The organism is Arenimonas sp. SCN 70-307 (assembly GCF_001724815.1).
Taxonomy (GTDB): Bacteria; Pseudomonadota; Gammaproteobacteria; order Xanthomonadales; family Xanthomonadaceae; genus Arenimonas.
The window spans coordinates 1-18,995 of record NZ_MEDO01000004.1 but is presented as its reverse complement, the minus strand read 5'-3'; the positions used below and the strand labels follow the sequence as shown (position 1 = coordinate 18,995).

At 71.2% G+C, this 18,995-nt stretch carries 11 protein-coding genes; 6 read left to right on the top strand and 5 right to left on the bottom strand.

Annotated features, from left to right (window positions below; translation table 11 throughout):
- Positions 1 to 23 precede the first annotated feature (23 nt).
- From gltB to ABS41_RS02695, 3 genes are all read left to right on the top strand, one after another.
- On the top strand, positions 24 to 4,490 hold the full coding sequence (gene gltB, locus ABS41_RS02705) for a glutamate synthase large subunit (RefSeq protein WP_290590183.1): 4,467 nt from the start codon (positions 24 to 26) through the stop codon (positions 4,488 to 4,490).
- Entirely contained in the window at positions 4,487 to 5,875 is a 1,389-nt protein-coding gene (locus tag ABS41_RS02700) for a glutamate synthase subunit beta (RefSeq protein ID WP_290590181.1), read from the top strand. Before gltB ends, ABS41_RS02700 begins: the two co-directional genes overlap by 4 nt.
- Positions 5,876 to 5,997: 122 nt before the next feature.
- The gene (locus ABS41_RS02695; RefSeq protein ID WP_290590179.1) at positions 5,998 to 7,485 is read left to right on the top strand and encodes an AAA family ATPase; all 1,488 of its coding nucleotides are present in this window, start codon (positions 5,998 to 6,000) and stop codon (positions 7,483 to 7,485) included.
- 7 nt (positions 7,486 to 7,492) lie between these two features.
- On the opposite strand, the gene ABS41_RS02690 is transcribed toward ABS41_RS02695, so the two are convergent.
- The 4 genes from ABS41_RS02690 to ABS41_RS02675 form a co-directional block, all read right to left on the bottom strand.
- Positions 7,493 to 8,410, bottom strand: coding sequence for an AEC family transporter (locus ABS41_RS02690; RefSeq protein ID WP_290590177.1), 918 nt, complete (start codon positions 8,408 to 8,410; stop codon positions 7,493 to 7,495).
- A 16-nt stretch (positions 8,411 to 8,426) separates the two neighbouring features.
- The gene (locus tag ABS41_RS02685; protein WP_290590175.1) at positions 8,427 to 9,104 is read right to left on the bottom strand and encodes a putative 2OG-Fe(II) oxygenase; all 678 of its coding nucleotides are present in this window, start codon (positions 9,102 to 9,104) and stop codon (positions 8,427 to 8,429) included.
- A gap of 119 nt (positions 9,105 to 9,223) precedes the next feature.
- A complete protein-coding gene (locus ABS41_RS02680) occupies positions 9,224 to 12,094 on the bottom strand; it encodes an ATP-binding protein (protein ID WP_290590171.1) in 2,871 nt (956 codons plus the stop codon).
- Between the two features lie 6 nt (positions 12,095 to 12,100).
- Positions 12,101 to 13,297 (bottom strand): EAL domain-containing response regulator, encoded by a 1,197-nt coding sequence (locus tag ABS41_RS02675; protein ID WP_290590168.1) that lies wholly within the window; start codon positions 13,295 to 13,297, stop codon positions 12,101 to 12,103.
- Positions 13,298 to 13,495: 198 nt separating this feature from the next.
- Between ABS41_RS02675 and ABS41_RS02670 the strand changes: the two genes are divergently transcribed.
- Genes ABS41_RS02670 through lnt form a run of 3 tightly spaced genes read left to right on the top strand, consistent with a single transcriptional unit; the run spans position 13,496 to position 17,700 of the window.
- Complete coding sequence (locus ABS41_RS02670) at positions 13,496 to 14,584, top strand: SGNH/GDSL hydrolase family protein (RefSeq protein ID WP_290590165.1); 1,089 nt, start codon at positions 13,496 to 13,498, stop codon at positions 14,582 to 14,584.
- Between the two features lie 18 nt (positions 14,585 to 14,602).
- Complete coding sequence (locus ABS41_RS02665; protein ID WP_290590162.1) at positions 14,603 to 15,229, top strand: hypothetical protein; 627 nt, start codon at positions 14,603 to 14,605, stop codon at positions 15,227 to 15,229.
- 26 nt (positions 15,230 to 15,255) lie between these two features.
- Positions 15,256 to 17,700, top strand: a complete 2,445-nt coding sequence (gene lnt / locus ABS41_RS02660) for an apolipoprotein N-acyltransferase (protein ID WP_290590160.1) — start codon at positions 15,256 to 15,258, stop codon at positions 17,698 to 17,700.
- 1,032 nt (positions 17,701 to 18,732) lie between these two features.
- Here the strand turns inward: lnt and ABS41_RS02655 are convergent.
- Positions 18,733 to 18,995 (bottom strand): hypothetical protein (locus ABS41_RS02655; protein WP_290590158.1); only part of this gene is annotated, 263 nt, incomplete at its 5' end.

Here is an 18,995-nt window from a genome sequence, read left to right as displayed (position 1 = left end):
CACACCGTTTCCACGGGGGGCGCATGCGCACATCGCCGGCCCAGGGGCTCTATTCCCCGGCCTTCGAGCGCGACAGCTGCGGGTTCGGGCTGGTCGCCCGGCTCGACGACGCGCCGTCGCGGGCGCTGGTGGATGCGGCGCTGGTGGCGCTCGACCGCCTCACCCACCGCGGTGCGGTGGCCGCCGATGGCCGCAGCGGCGACGGCTGCGGCCTGCTGCTGCGCCGCCCGCAGGCCTTCCTGGCCGCGATCGCCGCCGAGGCCGGGCTGGCCTTTGGCCCGGGCGACGCCTGCGGCATGGTTTTCCTGCCCGACGATGACGCGCGCGCCGATGCCGGCCGCGCGGCGCTCGACGCCGCGCTGACGGCGCAGGGCCTGGGGGTGTCGGGCTGGCGGACGGTGCCGATGGCGCAGGCGGCCTGCGGGCCGGTGGCGCGGGCCGGCATGCCGCGGGTGGCGCAGGTGTTCGTGCGCGCGCCGCCGGGCGGCGACGGCGCGGACTTCAGCCGGCGGCTGTTCCTGGCCCGGCGCGCGGCCGAGCAGGCCCGGGCGCAGGACCCGGATTTCTACGTGGCCTCGCTGTCGCCGGCGACGCTGGCCTACAAGGCCATGGTGCTGCCGTCCGCGCTGCCGGCGCTGTACCCGGACCTGGCGCGGCCGGAGCTGGCCAGTTCGGCGGTGCTGTTCCACCAGCGCTTCTCCACCAACACCGCGCCGGCCTGGAAGCTGGCCCAGCCCTTCCGACTGCTGGCGCACAACGGCGAGATCAACACCATCACCGGCAACCGCAGCTGGGCCCGCGCCCGCGCCGCGCACTGGCGCACGCCGCACTTCGACCTGGCCGCGCTGCAGCCGCTGGTGGCGATGGAAGGCTCGGACTCGCAGAGCCTGGACAACCTGCTCGAGCTGCTGCTGGCCGGCGGCATGGACCTGCTGCAGGCCATCCGCATCCTGGTGCCGCCGGCGACCTCGTCGCTCGAGTACAAGGACCCGGACCTGGCAGCCTTCTACGAGTACCACGGCCTCTCGTCCGACCCCTGGGACGGCCCGGCCGGCATCGTGATGTGCGACGCGCGCTACGCCGCCTGCACGCTCGACCGCAACGGCCTGCGCCCGGCGCGCTGGCTGCTGACCGACGACGGGCTGCTGGTGGTGGCCTCCGAGGCCGGCGTGGTGGACGTGGACGAGGCCCGCGTGGCGGCACGCGGCCGGCTCGGCCCGGGCGAGATGCTGGCGGTGGACTTCGAACGCGGGCGCATGCTGGGCAGCGAGGACATCGACGCCATCAACAAGGCGCGCGCGCCGTACAAGGCCTGGCTCAAGCAGGGCGTGGAATACCTGGGCACCAGCCTGGTGGACCCCTCGCTGGCCGCCGAACCCTTCGACGCGCCCACGCTGCGGCGCTTCCAGGTGCTGTTCCAGCTCACCCGCGAGGAGCGCGAGGCCGAGCTGCGCGTGCTGGCCGAAACCGAGCAGGAAGCCACCGGCTCGATGGGCGACGACACGCCACTGGCGGTGATGAGCCACCAGATCCGCCCGGTGCACGACTACTTCCGCCAGGCCTTCGCGCAGGTGACCAACCCGCCGATCGACCCGATCCGCGAGCAGGTGGTGATGTCGCTGGCCACGCAGATGGGGCCGGAGGGCAACGTCTTCGACGACGGCCCCGACAACGCCGTGCAGGTGCTGCTCAACTCGCCGCTGCTGAGCCAGCGCAAGCTGCGCCAGCTGCTGGCGATGCCGCGCTTCGCCGGCGCGCACGCGCTGCTGCACCTGCACCTGCGCGCCGATGAAACGCTGGAGGCGGCGCTGCGCCGGCTGCAGGCCGAAGCCGAAACGGCGGTGCGCGACGGCGCCGCCATCGTGATGCTGTCCGACCGCTACCCCGAACCCGGCGGCGCCGTGGTGCCGGCGCTGCTGGCCACGGGCGCGGTGCACCACCACCTGATCGACGCCGGCCTGCGCTGCCGCGCCAACCTGGTGGTGGAAACCGGCGCGGCGCGCGGCGCCCACGCCATCGCCTGCCTCATTGGTGCGGGCGCCACGGCCGTGTATCCCTACCTGGCCTACCAGACCATCGCCGCGCTCGGCCGCGCCGGCGTGGTGGACGGCAAGATCGGCAACGCCCCGGCCGAACTGGGCCGCAGCTACCGGCGCGGCATCAAGAAGGGCCTGCTCAAGATCCTCTCGAAGATGGGCATCAGCACCATCGCCAGTTACCGCGGCGCGATGCTGTTCGAGATCGTCGGGCTGGCGCGCGAGGTGGTGGACGTGTGCTTCCCCGGCGCGGTGAGCCGCATCGAGGGCGCGGGCTTCGCCGAACTCGAGGCCGAGGCGCGGGAACTGGCGGCGCAGGCCTGGTCACCGGCGCCGGAGCTGGCGCCGGGCGGGCGGCACAAGCTGGTGGTCGGCGGCGAGAGCCACATGTTCAATCCCGACGTGATCAACAGCCTGCAGCGCGCCGTGCGCAGCGGCGACGAGGCCGACTACCGCGCCTACGCCGCGCACGTGGACGGGCGCGCGCCCTCGGCGCTGCGCGACCTGCTGCGGCTGCGCGTGGACGAGGCGCCGATCCCGCTCGAGGCGGTGGAGCCGGAGGAAGCCATCCTGGCGCGCTTCGATTCGGCCGGCATGTCGCTGGGCGCGCTCTCGCCCGAGGCGCACGAGGCGCTAGCGATCGCGATGAACCGGCTCGGCGGGCGCAGCAATTCCGGCGAAGGCGGCGAAGACCCGGCGCGGCATGGCACCGAGAAGCGCAGCAAGATCAAACAAGTGGCTTCGGGGCGCTTCGGCGTCACGCCTGGCTACCTGGTCAACGCCGAGGTGCTGCAGATCAAGATCGCCCAGGGCGCCAAGCCCGGCGAAGGCGGCCAGCTGCCGGGCCACAAGGTCAACGCCATGATCGCCGCGCTGCGGCATGCGCGGCCCGGCATCGGCCTGATCTCGCCCCCGCCGCACCACGACATCTATTCCATCGAGGACCTGGCCCAGCTGGTGTTCGACCTCAAGCAGGTCAATCCGGACGCGCTGGTGTCGGTGAAGCTGGTCTCGCACGCCGGCGTGGGCACGATTGCCGCCGGCGTGGCCAAGGCCTATGCCGACCTGGTCACCATTTCGGGCCACGACGGCGGCACCGGCGCTTCGCCGCTCTCGTCCATCCACCACGCCGGCACGCCCTGGGAACTGGGCCTGTCGGAGGTGCAGCAGACGCTGCGCCGCAACGGCCTGCGCGGCCGCGTGCGGGTGCAGGTGGACGGCGGCCTCAAGACCGGCCTGGACGTGGTGAAGGCGGCGATCCTGGGCGCGGAGAGCTTTGGCTTCGGCACCACGCCGATGGTGGCCCTGGGCTGCCGCTACCTGCGCATCTGCCACCTCAACAACTGCGCCACCGGCGTGGCCACGCAGGACCCGCGCCTGCGCGCGAACCACTTCACCGGCCTGCCCGGGATGGCGATGAACTTCTTCCGCTTCGTCGCCGGCGACGTACGCCAGTGGCTGGCGCGGCTGGGCGTGGCGCGGCTGGAGGACCTGATCGGCCGCACCGACCTGCTCGAGATCCTGCCCGGCGACACGCCGCGCCAGCGCCGGCTGGACCTGCGCCCCATCCTGGACGCGGCCCGCGGCGAAGGCGAGGCGCCGCGCCACGTGCTCGACGCGCGCAATCCGCCGCGCGATGCCGCGGTGCTCGCCACGCGCATGCTCGCGGAAACCCGCGCCGCCATCCACGCCGGTGCCGGCGGCGAATTCGGGTTCAGCGTGAACAACCGCGACCGCAGCCTGGGCACCCTGCTTTCGGGCGAGATCGCCCGCGTGCACGGCGACGCCGGCCTGCCCGAGGCGCCCCTGCACCTGCGCCTGCGCGGCGTGGCCGGGCAGAGCCTGGGCGCCTTCAACGCCGCCGGCCTGCACCTGACGCTCGACGGCGAGGCCAATGACTACGTCGGCAAGGGCATGGCCGGCGGACGCCTGGTGCTGCGGCCCGCGCCGGGCCTGCGCCAGCCGGCGCACGAAGCGCCGATCATGGGCAATACCTGCCTCTACGGCGCCACCGGCGGCGAGCTGTTCGCGGCCGGGCGCGCCGGCGAGCGCTTCGCGGTGCGCAACTCGGGCGCGCTGGCGGTGGTCGAGGGCGTGGGCGAACACGGCTGCGAGTACATGACCGGCGGCGTGGTGGCGGTACTGGGCCGCACCGGCCTGAACTTCGGCGCCGGCCTCACCGGCGGCATCGCCTACGTGCTCGACCTCGACCGCGATTTCGTCGACCGCTACAACCACGAGCTGATCGACGTGCACCGCATCACGCCCGAGGGCATGGAGCACCACCGCCACCACCTGCGCGGGCTGCTGCGCGAGCACGTGGCGCACACCGGCAGCACCTGGGGCGCGCGCCTGCTGGAGGATTTCCGCGACGTCGCCGGCAGGTTCTGGCTGGTCAAGCCCAAGGCGGCCTCGCTCGAGCAGCTGGCCGACGAGCTGCGGCGGGCGGCATGAAGGCCCGGCCCTTCCAGTTCCTCGAGCTGCCGCGGCGCATGCCGCGCGAGGTGCCGGCCAGCGTGCGCGTGCTGGGCTGGCAGGAAATCCACGGCGGCTTCGAGGCCGGCGATGCGGCCGAACAGTCGGCCCGCTGCCTCGATTGCGGCAATCCCTACTGCGAGTGGAAGTGCCCGGTGCACAACCCCATCCCGGACTGGCTGGCGCTGGTGCGCGAGGGCCGGCTGTTCGAAGCGGCCGAGCTGGCGCATTCGACCAACCCGCTGCCGGAAGTCTGCGGCCGCGTCTGCCCGCAGGACCGGCTGTGCGAGGGCGACTGCACGCTCAACACCGGCTTCGAGGCGGTGACGATCGGTTCGATCGAGAAGTACATCGTCGACGAGGCTTTCCGCCAGGGCTGGCGGCCGGATCTTTCGGCGGTGCGGCCCACCGGCCGGCGCGTGGCGGTGATCGGCGCCGGGCCGGCCGGCCTGGCCTGCGCCGACCGGCTGGTGCGCGCGGGCATCGAGGCGCACGTGTTCGATCGCCACGCGCAGATCGGCGGCCTGCTCAGCTACGGCATCCCGGCCTTCAAGCTCGAGAAGCACGTGATGGACACGCGGCGCGCGGTGCTCGAGGGCATGGGTGTGCGTTTCCACCTCGGCAGCGAGGTGGATGGTGCGCTGGGCGGCGAGCTGCTGCGCGATTTCGACGCGCTGTTCCTGGGCACGGGCGCCACCACGCCGGTGGACGCCGGCCTGCCCGGCCAGGACTTGCCGGGCGTGCTCTCGGCCCTGCCCTTCCTGGTGGCGAACGCACGGCGCCAGCGCGGCGAGCGGATGGCCGCCGACGAGAACTTCGAACTCGCCGGCCGGCGCGTGCTGGTGCTCGGCGGCGGCGACACGGCCATGGACTGCGTGCGCTCGGCCCTGCGCCTGGGCGCGGCGCAGGTCAGCTGCGCCTACCGCCGCGGCGAGGCCGACATGCCCGGCTCGCGCCGCGAGGTGAAACACGCGCGCGACGAGGGCGTGCAGTTCCTGTTCCACCGCCAGCCGCTGGCCATCGAGGGCGAGGGCGCGGTGTCGGGTGTGCGCGTGGCCGCTAGCTCGGTCGGCGCCGACGGACGCTTGGTGCTCGAACCCCGCAGCGAGCAGGTGCTGCCCGCCGACGTGGTGATCCTCAGCTTCGGCTTCCGCGCCAGCCCCGCGCCCTGGTGGGGCGAACACGGGCTCGCCCTCGACGCCGCCGGCCGCATCCGCACCACCGGCCCCGCCGGCGCCACCTCGCACCCGAAAGTCTTCGCCGGCGGCGACAACGTGCGCGGCGCCGACCTGGTCGTCACCGCGGTGAACGACGGCCGCGAAGCCGGCCTGGCCATCGCCCGTGCCCTCGCGACCACCCTGTAGGAGCGCCTTCAGGCGCGAATCCCTTCTTTGCCGAAGGCAAAGCCAAAAGATTCGCGCCTGAAGGCGCTCCTACAAGGGGCTTCGAATTGGATACCCTTGGCGTTCTTGCCCGGGGACCATCGATGAGTGAGCTGCAGGACCTGACCTCGCTGGTGCGCGCCAACACGGCGCTGATCGTCATCGAGACGCCGGACGAGGGGCGGGTGGTGGACCTGTTCCGGCACCTGCTGATGAACGTGTGGCGGCCGCTGTACCGCTGGTCGATCACCGAGGGTCTGCGTCGCGTCGACCTCGACGGCGAGGATCCGCCGCTGGCGCCACCCGACGCCACCACCACGATCCGCGCCATCCGCGGGCTCGACCAGCGCAGCGTCTGCCTGCTTCTCGATTTCCACCCCTACCTGGGCTACGCCACCACCCAGCGCCTGCTGCGCGAGACGCTCGAGCGCCGCGGCAGCAAGGAGCACACCCTGGTGCTGGTGGGCGCGAAGATCGAGCTGCCGCCCGACCTCGAGCACCTGGCGGTGCGCTTCAGCCTGCGCCTGCCGGACGAACGCGCGCTGCTGAAGGTGGTGCAGGACGAGGCGGCGATCTACATGCGCGAGCACGGCGGCCGCCGGGTCGAGGTGGACCAGGACGCGCTCAAGGCCATCGTGCGCAACCTGCGCGGGCTGTCGCTCACCGAGGCGCGCCGGCTGGCGCGGCACCTGATCTTCAGCGACGGCGCCCTGCGCCTGGGCGACCTGCCCGAGCTGGCCAAGCTCAAGTTCGAGCTGCTCAACAAGTCCGGCCACCTGCATTTCGAATACGACACCGCGCAGTTCGCCGACGTGGCCGGGCTCGCGCGCCTGAAGGCCTGGGTGAACCAGCGCCGCGCCGCCTTCACCGCCGACAACCTGCCGCCGGGCCTGGACCCGCCCAAGGGCATGCTGCTGCTGGGCGTGCAGGGCTGCGGCAAGTCGCTGGCGGCCAAGGCCGTGGCCGGCGGTTTCGGCGTGCCGCTGGTGCGCCTGGATTTCGGCACGCTCTACAACAAGTACCACGGCGAAACCGAGAAGAACCTGCGCGACGCCCTGGCCTCGGCCGAGCAGCTGGCGCCCTGCGTGCTGTGGATCGACGAGCTGGAGAAGGGCCTGGCCGCCAGCGGCAGCAGCGAGGACGGCGGCGTGTCGCGGCGCGTGCTGGGTTATTTCCTCACCTGGATGGCCGAGCGCAAGTCGAAGGTGTTCCTGGTGGCGACCGCGAATGCAGTCCACGACCTGCCGCCGGAGCTGCTGCGCAAGGGCCGCTTCGACGAGATCTTCTTCGTGGACCTGCCCGACCACGGCGCCCGCGCCGAAATCTTCCGCCTGCACCTGGCGCGCCGCGAGGTGGACTGGGAAGGCTTTTCGCTCGATGCGCTGGCGCAGGCCACCGACGGTTTCTCCGGCGCCGAGATCGAGCAGGCCGTGGTGAGCGCGCTCTACGCCGCGCACGCCGACGGCCTGCCGGTCGACGAGGCGCGCGTGCTGTCGGAAGTGAAGGCCACCCGCCCGCTGAGCGTGCTGATGGCCGAACAGGTCAACGCGCTGCGCGAGTGGGCCCGCGGCCGCACCGTGCCCGCCGACTGAGCCGCTCCTACAGGGGCATGGCTTTGAGGAGCCAGGTCCAGGCGGGCAGGGTGGCGAGTGAAAGCAGGATGCCGTAGCCCACCATCGCCGACGCCAGGCCGGGGGCGAGCCTGTGCGATATCGCCAAGGCGGCGGCGGTGACCATGGGCGGCATGGCGGATTCGAGCACGACGGTGTCGCGCGCCACCGGCTCCAGACCCAGCGGCAGCAGCCACACGAGTGCCAGCGCGACGGCCGGCATCACCCCGAGCTTGAGCGTGAGGCCCGCGGCCAGCGGCCTGAGCTCGTCGCGCGGCAGTTTCAGCTTCAGGCCCAGGCCGATCGCCAGCACCACCAGCGGCAGCAGTGCATCGGACAGGCGCTGCAGGCCCCCGGCGATCCACGCGGGCGGCTCGGCCGGCATCAGCGTCAGGCCGAAGACCATCGCCAGGAAGGGCGGGAAGGTGACGATGCGGCGGCCGATCTCGCGCGCGGTGGGGTCGGCGTCGCCGCCGTAGCGCGCCAGCACGTAGAGGCCGAAGGTGGAGAGGATGAGGAAGGCGCCGAACTGGTCGTACACCACCGCGTAGGGCAGCGCGTCTTCGCCCAGCAGGGCGCGCACCAGCGGGTAGCCCAGGAAGCTGGTGTTGCCCAGGGCCACGCACAGCAGCAGCACCGCCTTCTCGTCGCGACGCAGGCCCAGCAGGCGCGTGAGGCCGGCCACGGCCAGCACGGTGACGCCCACCAGCGCCCAGGGCACGGCCGCCACTGCCAGCACGCCGGCACCCAGCTGCAGGCGCGGCGCGTACAGCAGCACCGCCGCCGGCAGGCAGACGTAGAGCACCACCTTGTTGAGCACTTCCGCGGCGTTGTCCGGGAAGGTGCGCAGGTGCTGGAAGCCGAGCCCCAGCCCCAGCATCGCCAGGATCAGCCAGAAGGCATCCATGGCGCGGCCGCCGGGCTCAGCCCAGCGGCACCTCGGCCGGGCGCGCGCCCTCGAGCGCGAAGCGGGCGTTGAAGGCCACGGTGATGCGCTCGCTGGTGCCGTCGTAGGGCAGCACCTCGTGCAGCAGCCAGGAGGGGAACAGCACCAGCTGGCCGGCCTCGAGCCGCAGCATGCGCGGGCTGAGCGCGTACTGGCCCTTCATGCCCGCCAGCGACATGTCCAGGAACATCGAGGCGGCCGAGTTGGGGTACATGAAGGTGAGCAGGCCCGAGCTGGACTTCGGGTCGTCGTCCTCGTGCTTGACGCAGTACACGCCCGACCACGAGTGCATGGCGTGGTTGTGCGCGCCGAAGTAGCCGCCGCGGCGGGCGATGTGGAACCACGACTCGACCGAGATGTGCAGCTTCTGCAGCATCGCCTGGTCGTAGCCGTTGAGCTCGCCGATGGCGCGGTAGAGGTTGCGCAGGCAGAAGGTGCGCAGCTGGGCGATGCAGGGCTGCGGCCAGTCGAAGAGCCGGAAGTTGCTCTCGAACAGGGCATCGTTGCGGTACACCAGCGGCTCGGGGTTGCGGTACTTGTCGCCCTGGGCTTCCTTCTCGAGGAACAGCGCGCGCAGTTCGGCGTTGAGCGCCTGGCAATCGTCGAGCCTGGCCATCACCAGCGGGACGGCAAAGGCCGGGTTGATCTGGAACACGTTTCGCCTCGCCGTGGATCAGTTGCGCCCAATGAGAGCCGCAAATCGCCCCAGCGTCAACGAAAGCCGACGAACCAGGTTGATTTTATCCAACCAGGTTGAATTTGCCCCAGGCAAATTCAACCTGGTTGGATAAAATCAACCTGGTTCGCCAGATGGCGCTTGAGGCGCTCGAAGGCGGTTTCGAGGTCGGCGACGCAGGGCAGCACCTGGTCCCATTCGCCGGCCTTGGCCGCCGCTTCCACCGCGGCGGCGGCTTCGCCCAGCGGCATCGCGCCCACCAGGCGCGCGGCGCCTTTCACCTTGTGCGCCTGCCGCGCCAGCGCGGCGAGGTCGCCGCCGGCGCGGGCACTGCGCAGCGGGGCCATGTCCGATTCGGTGGTGGCCAGGAAATCGTCCAGCACTTCCTTCGTCGCCTCCGGGTCGCCGCCGGTCAGCGGCGCCAGCACCGACGGGTCCAGCGGCAGCGGATCGCCCGTGAGCTGCGGCAGCGGCGCGGCGGCGCGCACGTCGCCGGCCAGCGGCACGGTGTGCGGCAGCCACCGCTGCAGCGTGGCCACCAGTTCGGGGATCGACACCGGCTTGGCGAGGTAGGCGTCCATGCCGGCGGCGATGCAGCGTTCGGCTTCGCCCTTGAGCGCCGCCGCGGTGAGCGCCACCACCGGCGTGCGCGGCAGCCGGCGCGCGGCCTCGTCGGCGCGAAGCGCGCGGGCGAATTCGTAGCCGTCCATCTCGGGCATGTGCACGTCCGACAGCACCAGCGCGTAGCGGCCGCTGCGCCAGGCCTCCAGGCCCTTGCGGCCGTCCTCGGCGCTTTCGCTGGCGTAGCCGGCCAGGGCCAGCTGGCGCGCCACGACCAGGCGGTTGGTCGGGTGGTCGTCCACCACCAGCACCAGGCTGCGCTCGGCCAGCGCCTGCTCGACCGAAGGCAGCGGCCGGGCCAGGAAGCCCGAGGCCGGGCCGGGCGCGGCCTCGGGCTCGAGCTCCTCCTCGTGGCCACGCGGCAGCACCAGCACCAGGCGCAGCGTCGTGCCGGCCCCCGGCGTGCTTTCCATGTGGATCTCGCCGCCCATCAGTTCGGCCAGGCGGCGCGAGATCACCAGGCCCAGGCCGGTGCCGCCGAAACGCCGCGTGGTGCTGCCCTCGGCCTGCTGGAAGGGCTGGAACAGCCGCGCCTGCTGCTCGGCGGTGACGCCGATGCCGGTGTCGGTGATGCGGAAGCAAACGCGGTCGCCCTCGCCCTCGCGGCCCTGCCATTCCAGCGCCGCCTCCACCACGCCCTTCTCGGTGAACTTGATGGCGTTGGACAGGAAGTTCGACAGGATCTGCCGCAGCCGCAGGCCGTCGGCGCGGTGGGCCGGGCCGATGCGGTCGTCCACCTCGCACAGCAGCACCAGGCCCTTGGACGAAGCCGAACCGCTGAAGTTGGCCACGGTGGACTGCAGCAGCCGCGGCAGCGAGATGGTGGTGGGCGAGAGCTCGAGCCGGCCGGCCTCGACCTTGGAGAAGTCCAGGATGTCGCCGATGATCTGCAGCAGCGAACGCGCCGACTGCCGGATGACCTCGATGGTGCGGCGCTGCTCCTCGTCGAGCGGGCTGTGCTCGAGCACCTCGAGCATGCCGGTGACGCCGATCATCGGCGTGCGGATCTCGTGGCTCATGGCGGCCACGAAGTTCGACTTGGCGTCGCTGGCCTCCAGCGCGCGTGCTTCGGAAGCGCGCAGGCGCTGCTCGAGCTGCTTGATCTGGGTGAGGTCGGTGGCCACCGCCAGGTAGCCGACCGTGCGCCCGGTGGCGTCGCGCATGGCCGAAGTGGCCAGCAGCACCGGCACCTCGCTGCCGTCCTTGCGCAGGAAGCACAGCTCCATCGGCTCGGGCGCCTGGTCGATCAGGCGCGTGAACAGGCGCGCGTCGGCCGGCACCGGCTGGTCGCTGGCGGCGGTGAGCCGCGCCGAGAGCTTTTCGATCTCGTCCGGGCGCACCAGCAGGTCCAGGCCGGCGCGGCCGCTGACCTGGTCGGCGCGGTGGCCGGTCAGGCGCTCGGCCTGCGGGTTGAAGCTGGTGAAGCGGCCCTCGCCGTCCATGGACATGATGGCGACGCGCGCCGCGGCGAACAGCGAGCGCTGGAAAAGCTCGCGCTCCTGCAGCGCCGCCCGCACCTGCTCGTTGCGGGCCAGTTGTTCGTTGAGTTCGGCCTCGACCTTGCGCACGTCGTCGCGCATGGCCAGGAAGGCGTCCATCACCTCGCCCAGTTCACCCTCGGGCTCGTAGCGCGGCTTGCCCTGGTAGTCGTGCCGGCGCATCTGCTGGGCCAGCGCGGTCAGCGATTCCACGCCCTTGTAGATGTTCCGCAGCAGCTTGCGGCCCACCAGCGCCACCACCAGCAGTGTGGCGAAACTCAGCGAGGTGCGGATCCAGGCGGCGCGCTGGGCGCGCTTGGCCTGGGCGCGCACTTTCTGCTCGGCCTCGATCATCTCCAGGTCGCCCAGGTGCTTCATCCGCGTGGTGACCGGGTCGATGGCCGGGTAGAGCTCGGTGTCGGCGAAGCGGCCGAGCGCCACGATGTCCTTCTGCAGCAGGATCTGCCGCAGCGTTTCGGCCGCCGTGTCGGCGCGCTGCCGGGCGCGCGCCACCTGGGCGAAGATCTGCGCCTGCTCCTCGGTCAGCGGCATGCTTTCCAGCGCCTGCCAGTGGTCGCGGATGCGCAGGCGGGCGTGGTCGACCACCTGCACGCCCTCTTCCCAGCTGATCAGGTCGTTGCGCACGCGGAAGGTGGTGTCGACGATGTCCATGCCGTAGGCGTCGGACACCGCCTTGATGCGGCGCAGGCCGGCCAGGGATTCGTCCTTGAGTTCGACCAGCACCTGCTGGTTGAGCTGGCGCTCGTACTCGTCCAGGCCCAGCACCGCCGCACCGGTGAGCAGCAACAGGCCGAACAGGCCCAGCAGCTGCACCCGGATGCCGAACCTGGGGCGGCCGGGCGTCGCCATCGCGGCCTAGAGCTGCGTCTGCCGCCAGCGCTGGATGGCGTCGGGCAGCTGCTCGCCCGGCACCGGCGCGGAAATCAGGTAGCCCTGGGCGTAGTCGCAGCCCAGCTGGGCCAGCAGCTGCCATTCCTCGATGGTTTCCACGCCTTCGGCCACCACGGCCAGGCCGAGCTTCCTGGCCAGGTCGAGGCTGGTTTCGATCATGGCGCGCTTGCGCGGCTGGGTGGGCGCGCCGGCGACGAAACCGCGGTCGATCTTGAGCTCGGTGAAGGGGATCTGCGACAGCTGCGAGAGCGAGGAATAGCCCGTGCCGAAATCGTCCACGCTCAGGCCGAAGCCCTTCAGGCGCAGGCGCGCGAGCATGCCCAGGCCGCGGGCGGTGTCGCTCATCACCGAGCTTTCGGTGATCTCGAGCACGATGCGCTCGGGGCTGACGCCGTGCTCGCGCAGGATGGCCTCGTAGCGGTCGGCCACTTCCGGGCCGGTGAGGTTCTGCGCCGACACGTTCACCGAGACCTTCAGGTCCAGGCCGCGTGCCTGCCAGCGCTTGGACCAGGCACAGGCCTGCACCAGCATCAGGCTGGTGAGCTCGTCGACCAGGCCACCGGCTTCCATCAGCGGCACGAACGCCACCGGCGGCACCATGCGCCCGTCGGCCAGGCGCCAGCGCGCCAGCGCCTCGACGCCGACGATCTTGCCGTTGCCGAACTCGGCCTGCGGCTGGAACCAGGCCGTCACCTCGCCACGCGACAGCGCCGTGCGGGCCTGCTCGAGCGTGACCTCGACCTCGGCGGCGGCGATGGCCGGGCCGGGCGCGCTTTCATAGAGGGACAGCACCGTGGTGAGCTTGCCCGGGGTGAGCGGCTTTTCGATGCAGCCCAGCACGCGCAGGCCCGAGGCCTTGGCCATCACCTGCACGGTGTGCAGCAGGGCCGGCTCCATGGCGCTGACCACGGCGATGGAGTGGGCGAGCTTTTCCTGGGCGACGATGCCGATAAACTCGACGCCGTCCATGCCGGGCATGTCCAGGTCCACCAGCACCACATCGGGCGGTTCGGGCATGCCGCGCAGCAGGTCCAGGGCCTGGTAGCCGTCGGCCGCCTCGTGCAGGTGGTCCAGGCCCAGGTCCGCGAGCAGGCGCAGCCCCAGCCGGCGCTGGAACCCGTGGTCCTCGACCAGCATCACCTTCAGGCCCGCCAAGCCCATTGACCCACCCCCGTGGCACCGTTCGCCCACTCTAACTGGCGGCCGGCCCGTTCAGGAAGCCCGCCCCGCCCGGGCCCGGTTTTGTGCTGCAGCGCACATTGCGGGGGCCCGACCCATACGCTAGCGTCCGGGCGGCGGTTGGGGGACCGCTTCGTTGCGCACCACTTCGTACCACCACACCAACCAAGGGGACAGGGAATGAAGATGTCGCTCCGCGGTACCGCCAGCCGGTGCCTGCCCGCCCTCGTGCTGCTCGCCTTCGGCGGCACCACGATGGCCAATACGCTCAACCAGAACGTTTCGTGGACCATCGACCGCTCCGGCACCACCGCGAAGTACCGCGTGGTGGCCTACGGCGATTCGATCTACGCCGGCTACAACGGCTCGATCAGCAACGCCGGCCTGTACGCGGCGCCGACGGTGGATGCCGAGTACCTCTCGGCGCTGTGGAACGCCGACATCGAAAGCGTGCGCCGCGCCAAGTCGGGCGCCATCGCCTCGGACGTGTACCAGAACAAGATCGTCGCCGAGCGTTCCTACATGCAGGCCGCCAGCACCCGCGTGGTGACCTTCGAGATGTGCGGCAACGACGGCCTGCAGGCCCGTTCGTCCTTCAAGTCGCAGACCGGCACCTGCAACTACGCCGGCCTGGACGCGGCGGTGAACGCCTGCAAGACCAACGTGGCCCGTGCGATGGACTACATCAACGCCAACGCGCACCCGAACACCCGGCTCAAGGTCATCTCCAACCTGTACTACCCGGGCTACAACGCCGACAACGTGCAGAGCAGCTGCCGCGACGCCTCCACCGGCCAGACGGTGAACCTGCGCGACCGTTTCCTGCCGGCCATCGCCAGGATGAACTACTGGATGTGCGAATACGCCCGCCAGAAGGGCTTCCAGTGCGCCGACAGCTTCGCCCAGTACATGGGCGCGGACTTCGACACCAACGGCGACGGCGTGGTGGATTCCGACGCGCTGCGCTACGTGGCCGGCGAAACCGAGGCCAGCTACGTGGCCCGCATCACCGGCAGCCTCAAGCCGACCCTGCGCGACGCCAACTTCAAGCGCACCACCTCCACCGCCAGCTACGACTACATCCAGTCCGACGACGTGCACCCGACCTACCTGGGCCGCACCGTCAGCGCCGGCCTCTGGGGTGGCAGCTCGGGCACCGTGGCGCCGCGCTACACCAGCTTCGCCGGCGGCAAGAGCCCGGTCTGGAACACCGCCGGCCATGAGCGCATGGGCTGGGCGCTGTCGGTCTACAACCCGGCCAGCCCCTGAGGACGGGGGCCACCGGTCGTGGCCAGCCAGCCGCCGCCGCGCACGCCGTCCGACCCGGACGGCGTGACGGTCACGCCGCGCCAACGCGGCGCCCGGCTTACGCCGGGCGTCGCGCTGGTGGCGCTGCTGGCGGTCGGTGCGGGCCTGGCCTGGGTGCTGTGGCCCGCCGCACCCGCGCCGGAACCCGCGCCGGTGGCCAACACGCCGGCACCGGAGCCGGCCGCCCGCCCGCTGCGCCCGATGACCACGCCCGAGATTCCGGTTGAACTGCCCAGCGTGGATCCGAACGACCTGGCCGTGCATTTCCGCCCCGGCGACCCGGAACCCACCGGCGCCGAGCTGATCACCGCGCTGCACGAAGCCGGTATCCGCACGGGCCTGGGCGCCTTCAACCCGCCGGGCACCAGCCCGCCGCTCGAGGGCCTGGCCGTGCCCGAGGACTTCGAGCTGCCCGAGGGCTACATGCGCCACCACCAGTTCAGCGACGACGGCCAGCCGATCGAGGCGATCCTGATGTTCACGCCGGAGGCCCGGCTCTTCGACGCCAGCGGCAACCCGATCGCGCTGCCGGCCGACGGCGTGGTGCCGCCCGAGCTGGCGCCCAAGGGCCTGCCGCTGCGCTGGGTGCGTCCGAACAAACCCTGATTTCTTCCAAGGAGTTTCCCGTGGCCATGGACCGGTCCTTCCTGCTTCGTGCGCGCCTGCCGCTGGCCCTGCTGCTCAGCGCGTTCGCGCTGTTCGTGTTTTCGCTGGGCGGCGCGGCCTGGTGGATCGGGCTGGTGGTGCTGGTGCCCTGGCTGCTGGCGCTCGACGGCGAGCGCGGCCTGCGCGGCGCGCTGGTGGCCGGCTGGGCGATGTCGGTGGCCTTCACCGCCGCGGTGCTGGGCTGGTTCGGCGCCGCCGTCGGCGATTACACCGGGCTGGGCCCGCTGGGCGGCTTCACCGCGCTGGTGCTGCTCGCGCCGCTGCTGCAGCCGCAGTGGATCGCTTATGCGCTGGTGCGCGAACTCGCCGGCCGCCGCCATGGCCCGGCCGTGCGCGCGCTGGCCGCCGCCGCCGCGTGGGTGGCCTGCGAAGCGCTGTGGCCCAAGCTGCTGGGCGACACCCTGGGCCACGGCCTGCTCGGCGCCACCTGGCTGCGCCAGGCCGCCGACCTGGGCGGCGCGCCGCTGCTGAGCTTCCTGCTGCTGCTGGTGAACGAAGGCATCGCGCTGGCGATCGCGCGTCGCCGGCGCGGCCTTCGCAGCGTGGCCGGCACGCTGGCTCCCGTGGCGGTGCTGCTGGCCTTCTGGTCGGGCTATGGCGCCTGGCGCCTGGCGAGCCTGCCGGGCCTGCCCGAGGACGCGCCGGTGCTGCGCGTGGCCCTGGTGCAGGCCAACCTGGGTGACTACGCAAGCCTGCGCGAGGAGCGCGGCACCTACGGCGCGGTGCGGCACGTACTCGACACGCATTACGCGCTGTCGTGGTCGGCGCGGCGCGAGCACGGCGCCGATGTCATCCTCTGGCCGGAAACGGTGTACCCGACCACCTTCGGCAGCCCGCGCAGCGAAGACGGCGCCGCGCTCGACGCCGAGATCCAGGCCTTCGTGGACGCCATCGGCCTGCCGCTGGTGTTCGGCACCTACGACCTCGACGCCGCCGGCGAGTACAACGCCGCGGTGTTCCTGGAGCCGCGCACGGGTCGCCTCGGCACCTATCGCAAGACGCATCCCTTCCCGCTGACCGAGCACGTGCCGGCCTGGCTCGACGGCCCGGTGCTTCGGCGCTGGTTGCCCTGGGCCGGCGGCTGGCAGCCCGGCGACGGCGCGCGCGTGCTGCCGCTGCGCACCGCCGACGGCCGCCAGGTGGAAGTGGTGCCGCTGATCTGCCTGGACGACGTGCGCCCGGCCCTGGCCATCGACGGTGCGCGCCTGGGCGCGCAGGCCATCATCGGCCTGTCGAACGACGCCTGGTTCAGCCGCGACGGCCGCGGCGCGCAGCTGCACCTGGCGGTGGCGGCCTTCCGCAGCATCGAGACGCGGCTGCCGCAGCTGCGCGTGACCACGACCGGCCTGAGCGCCATCGTCGATCCGTCCGGCGAAGTGCTGGCCGCCACGCCGGCCAACGACCAGGCGGTGCTGACCGCGCCGCTGCCGGTGCTGTCGCCGCCGCCGACCCTGGCCGTGCGCTGGGGCGACTGGGTGGGCCGCGCGGCGGCCGTCGCGCTGGCGCTGTGGGCGCTGGCCTGGGCGCTGCAGGTTTGGTCGCGCCGCCCGGCCCGGCACCGCGGCGACGACCGCGTGTTGCTGCTGACGCCGGCGATGCGAGTGGCGATCGCCGCGCTGCAAACCGTGGCGGGCCTCGGCCTGGCCTGGCTGGCGCTGGACATGGCGCTGCGCGTGGGCTGGCAGGTGGCCACGCTGGGCCAGCTGCAGGGGTTCGCGCTGGCGGTGCTGCTGCCGGTGGCGCTGGCGTGGATGCTGCGCGGGTGGTGCGCCGCACGCTGGCAGGTGCGCGGCGAGGCACTGGTGCTGGCGTCACGGCGCGAGCAGGTCGAGATCCCGCTGGCGTCCATCGTCGGCCTGCGGCCCTGGCGGCTGCCGTGGCCGGGCAGCGGCGCGGTGCTGCAACTCGGCTCCGGCCAGGCCTGGCGCCAGCAGCTGCAGCTGGCTGATCCGGTGGCCCTGCTGGCGGCGCTGGCCGCGGGCGGTTCGCCGGCCCGGCTGGAAGGGCCCCAAGCCGCCGCCGACGCCCGCCGCGACCAGGTGCGCGCCAGCGGCCGCGCGCGCTGGCTCGACCAGCCCTGGCTCAAGTTCGGCCTGTTCCCGCTGCTGCCGGCGGCCATCGCCTTCCGCCTGCACCAGGTGATCACCTTCGGCGGGACCTTCGGCGAAGCCCAGGTGCACGGCTGGGGCGCCTGGTGGCTGGGCCTGGGCATCTGGTGGCTGTCGTGGATGCTGGGCCTGGCCCTGGTGGCCGCGGCGCTGCGCCTGCTGGCCGAAGCCGCCACCTTCGCCGCCCTGCGCCTGGCCCCGGCCCGCGCCGCCGCCCTGCGCAGCCGCGTCTTCACGCTGGCGCGGGCGCTCTACTTCCTCGGCATCCCGGCGTGGCTGGGGTGGCGGTTGCTGGTGGGGTGAGGGCGGCGCTGTCGGGGTTCAGTAATCGATGTCAGTTTCGGCAAGTCTTTGCCGGGATGGAGAAATCTTCTCAGGCGGCTTGAAATCCTGGCCCAGTCCAGAAGGGGTGTGACACCAACTCCCAACCACTGGAGGGATATGACACCAACTACTGCTCGGGCAGGAAAGAGCCCGGACCGTTAATCGGCGGGCTGTCGCCTCCTCCGCGGAATCCAATTGGTTGACCGAGATCGGCTTCGACCCCCCCCCTTTAAAGATTGTCTTTCGGCCCCCTTAAGCCGGATGCTCTCAGACAGTCTTGGTAGGCTCGCTCTTGGTCTCCCGCATAGAACCAACCCTCGTCAAGCTGTTTCTTTGATAGCCCCGTGTACTCACCGGCGGCAGCGCGCGATCTTGCCAGCCTTCCTGCCTCTTCTCGAGAAGACGCGGCACAAGAGCTTCGAATCTCGCTAGGCCGGAACTCAAACCAATAAAATGCGAGCAGTAACAAGCCGACGATCGCACCGACTAGCGACTTCTTCATCCTGGCCCCTTGGGTAATGCGAGTTTTTCATCGTACGAAAATCAGTTACTGGCCTTTCCGTTCGGCCTGCTGAAGCCTGCGCTTCTCTTCGAGCAGGATTTCGCCTCGCTCAGCCTCGCTCAGGCACGGAGATTGCGTGTACTGGCACAGGCGATACCCAAGTTCATTCTCCGCCCGAACCATATCAGCCGGGTTGTAAGGCCTCGTGCAGCCGGCATTCCACCTCGCAATGGCCGCGTTATAAGGGTCGACTGTCGCGTTGAAACTGTCGATATCCCCGGCCGCCTGTGCTTGATCTGCCGCATCCGATAGCTCCGCGATCTCTCGGGCAATTCGGAGGCATTGCTTTACCTGTTGGGCGCCTGTCTCGGAAGGCCGAGTAGTGTCTCTCGGCCTTTCGACCCGCCCTTGGGCTATTGATGGATTTGGCATTGCGAGCGCTGCGATGGTTAGCAGTAGGACTATAGATCTCGTCATGACTTTGCTCCGAGGTTCATTTCCATGCTGCATTAGGCCTGGCGGCTGGACAACCGGCTCAGCACCAGCTCTAGTTTGGCTTTATGGGCCAGGGGGCGATTGAAAACCCTGCTATCAATCTGGTTGGTGACCTTGCTAAGAGGAATGTAAGCCAAGCTAAGGCCTGACTCTTGCTGTGACGTGTTGATGCGCGACGAAAATTGACCACCCGGGGGTGCGGCAGAAAACTTGGACGGATTAGACAGCGATTCCCAGAGACTTTCGGTACTCCACGGGGCTGCGTGAGCCGAGCGAC

What these genes read in the sequence shown, in the direction of transcription:
- gltB (WP_290590183.1), top strand. Translation starts at nt 24, where the DNA reads ATGCGCACATCGCCGGCCCAGGGGCTCTATTCCCCGGCCTTCGAGCGC.
- ABS41_RS02700 (WP_290590181.1), top strand. Translation starts at nt 4,487, where the DNA reads ATGAAGGCCCGGCCCTTCCAGTTCCTCGAGCTGCCGCGGCGCATGCCG.
- ABS41_RS02695 (WP_290590179.1), top strand. Translation starts at nt 5,998, where the DNA reads ATGAGTGAGCTGCAGGACCTGACCTCGCTGGTGCGCGCCAACACGGCG.
- ABS41_RS02690 (WP_290590177.1), bottom strand. Translation starts at nt 8,410, where the DNA reads ATGGATGCCTTCTGGCTGATCCTGGCGATGCTGGGGCTGGGGCTCGGC.
- ABS41_RS02680 (WP_290590171.1), bottom strand. Translation starts at nt 12,094, where the DNA reads ATGGCGACGCCCGGCCGCCCCAGGTTCGGCATCCGGGTGCAGCTGCTG.
- ABS41_RS02675 (WP_290590168.1), bottom strand. Translation starts at nt 13,297, where the DNA reads ATGGGCTTGGCGGGCCTGAAGGTGATGCTGGTCGAGGACCACGGGTTC.
- ABS41_RS02670 (WP_290590165.1), top strand. Translation starts at nt 13,496, where the DNA reads ATGAAGATGTCGCTCCGCGGTACCGCCAGCCGGTGCCTGCCCGCCCTC.
- lnt (WP_290590160.1), top strand. Translation starts at nt 15,256, where the DNA reads ATGGACCGGTCCTTCCTGCTTCGTGCGCGCCTGCCGCTGGCCCTGCTG.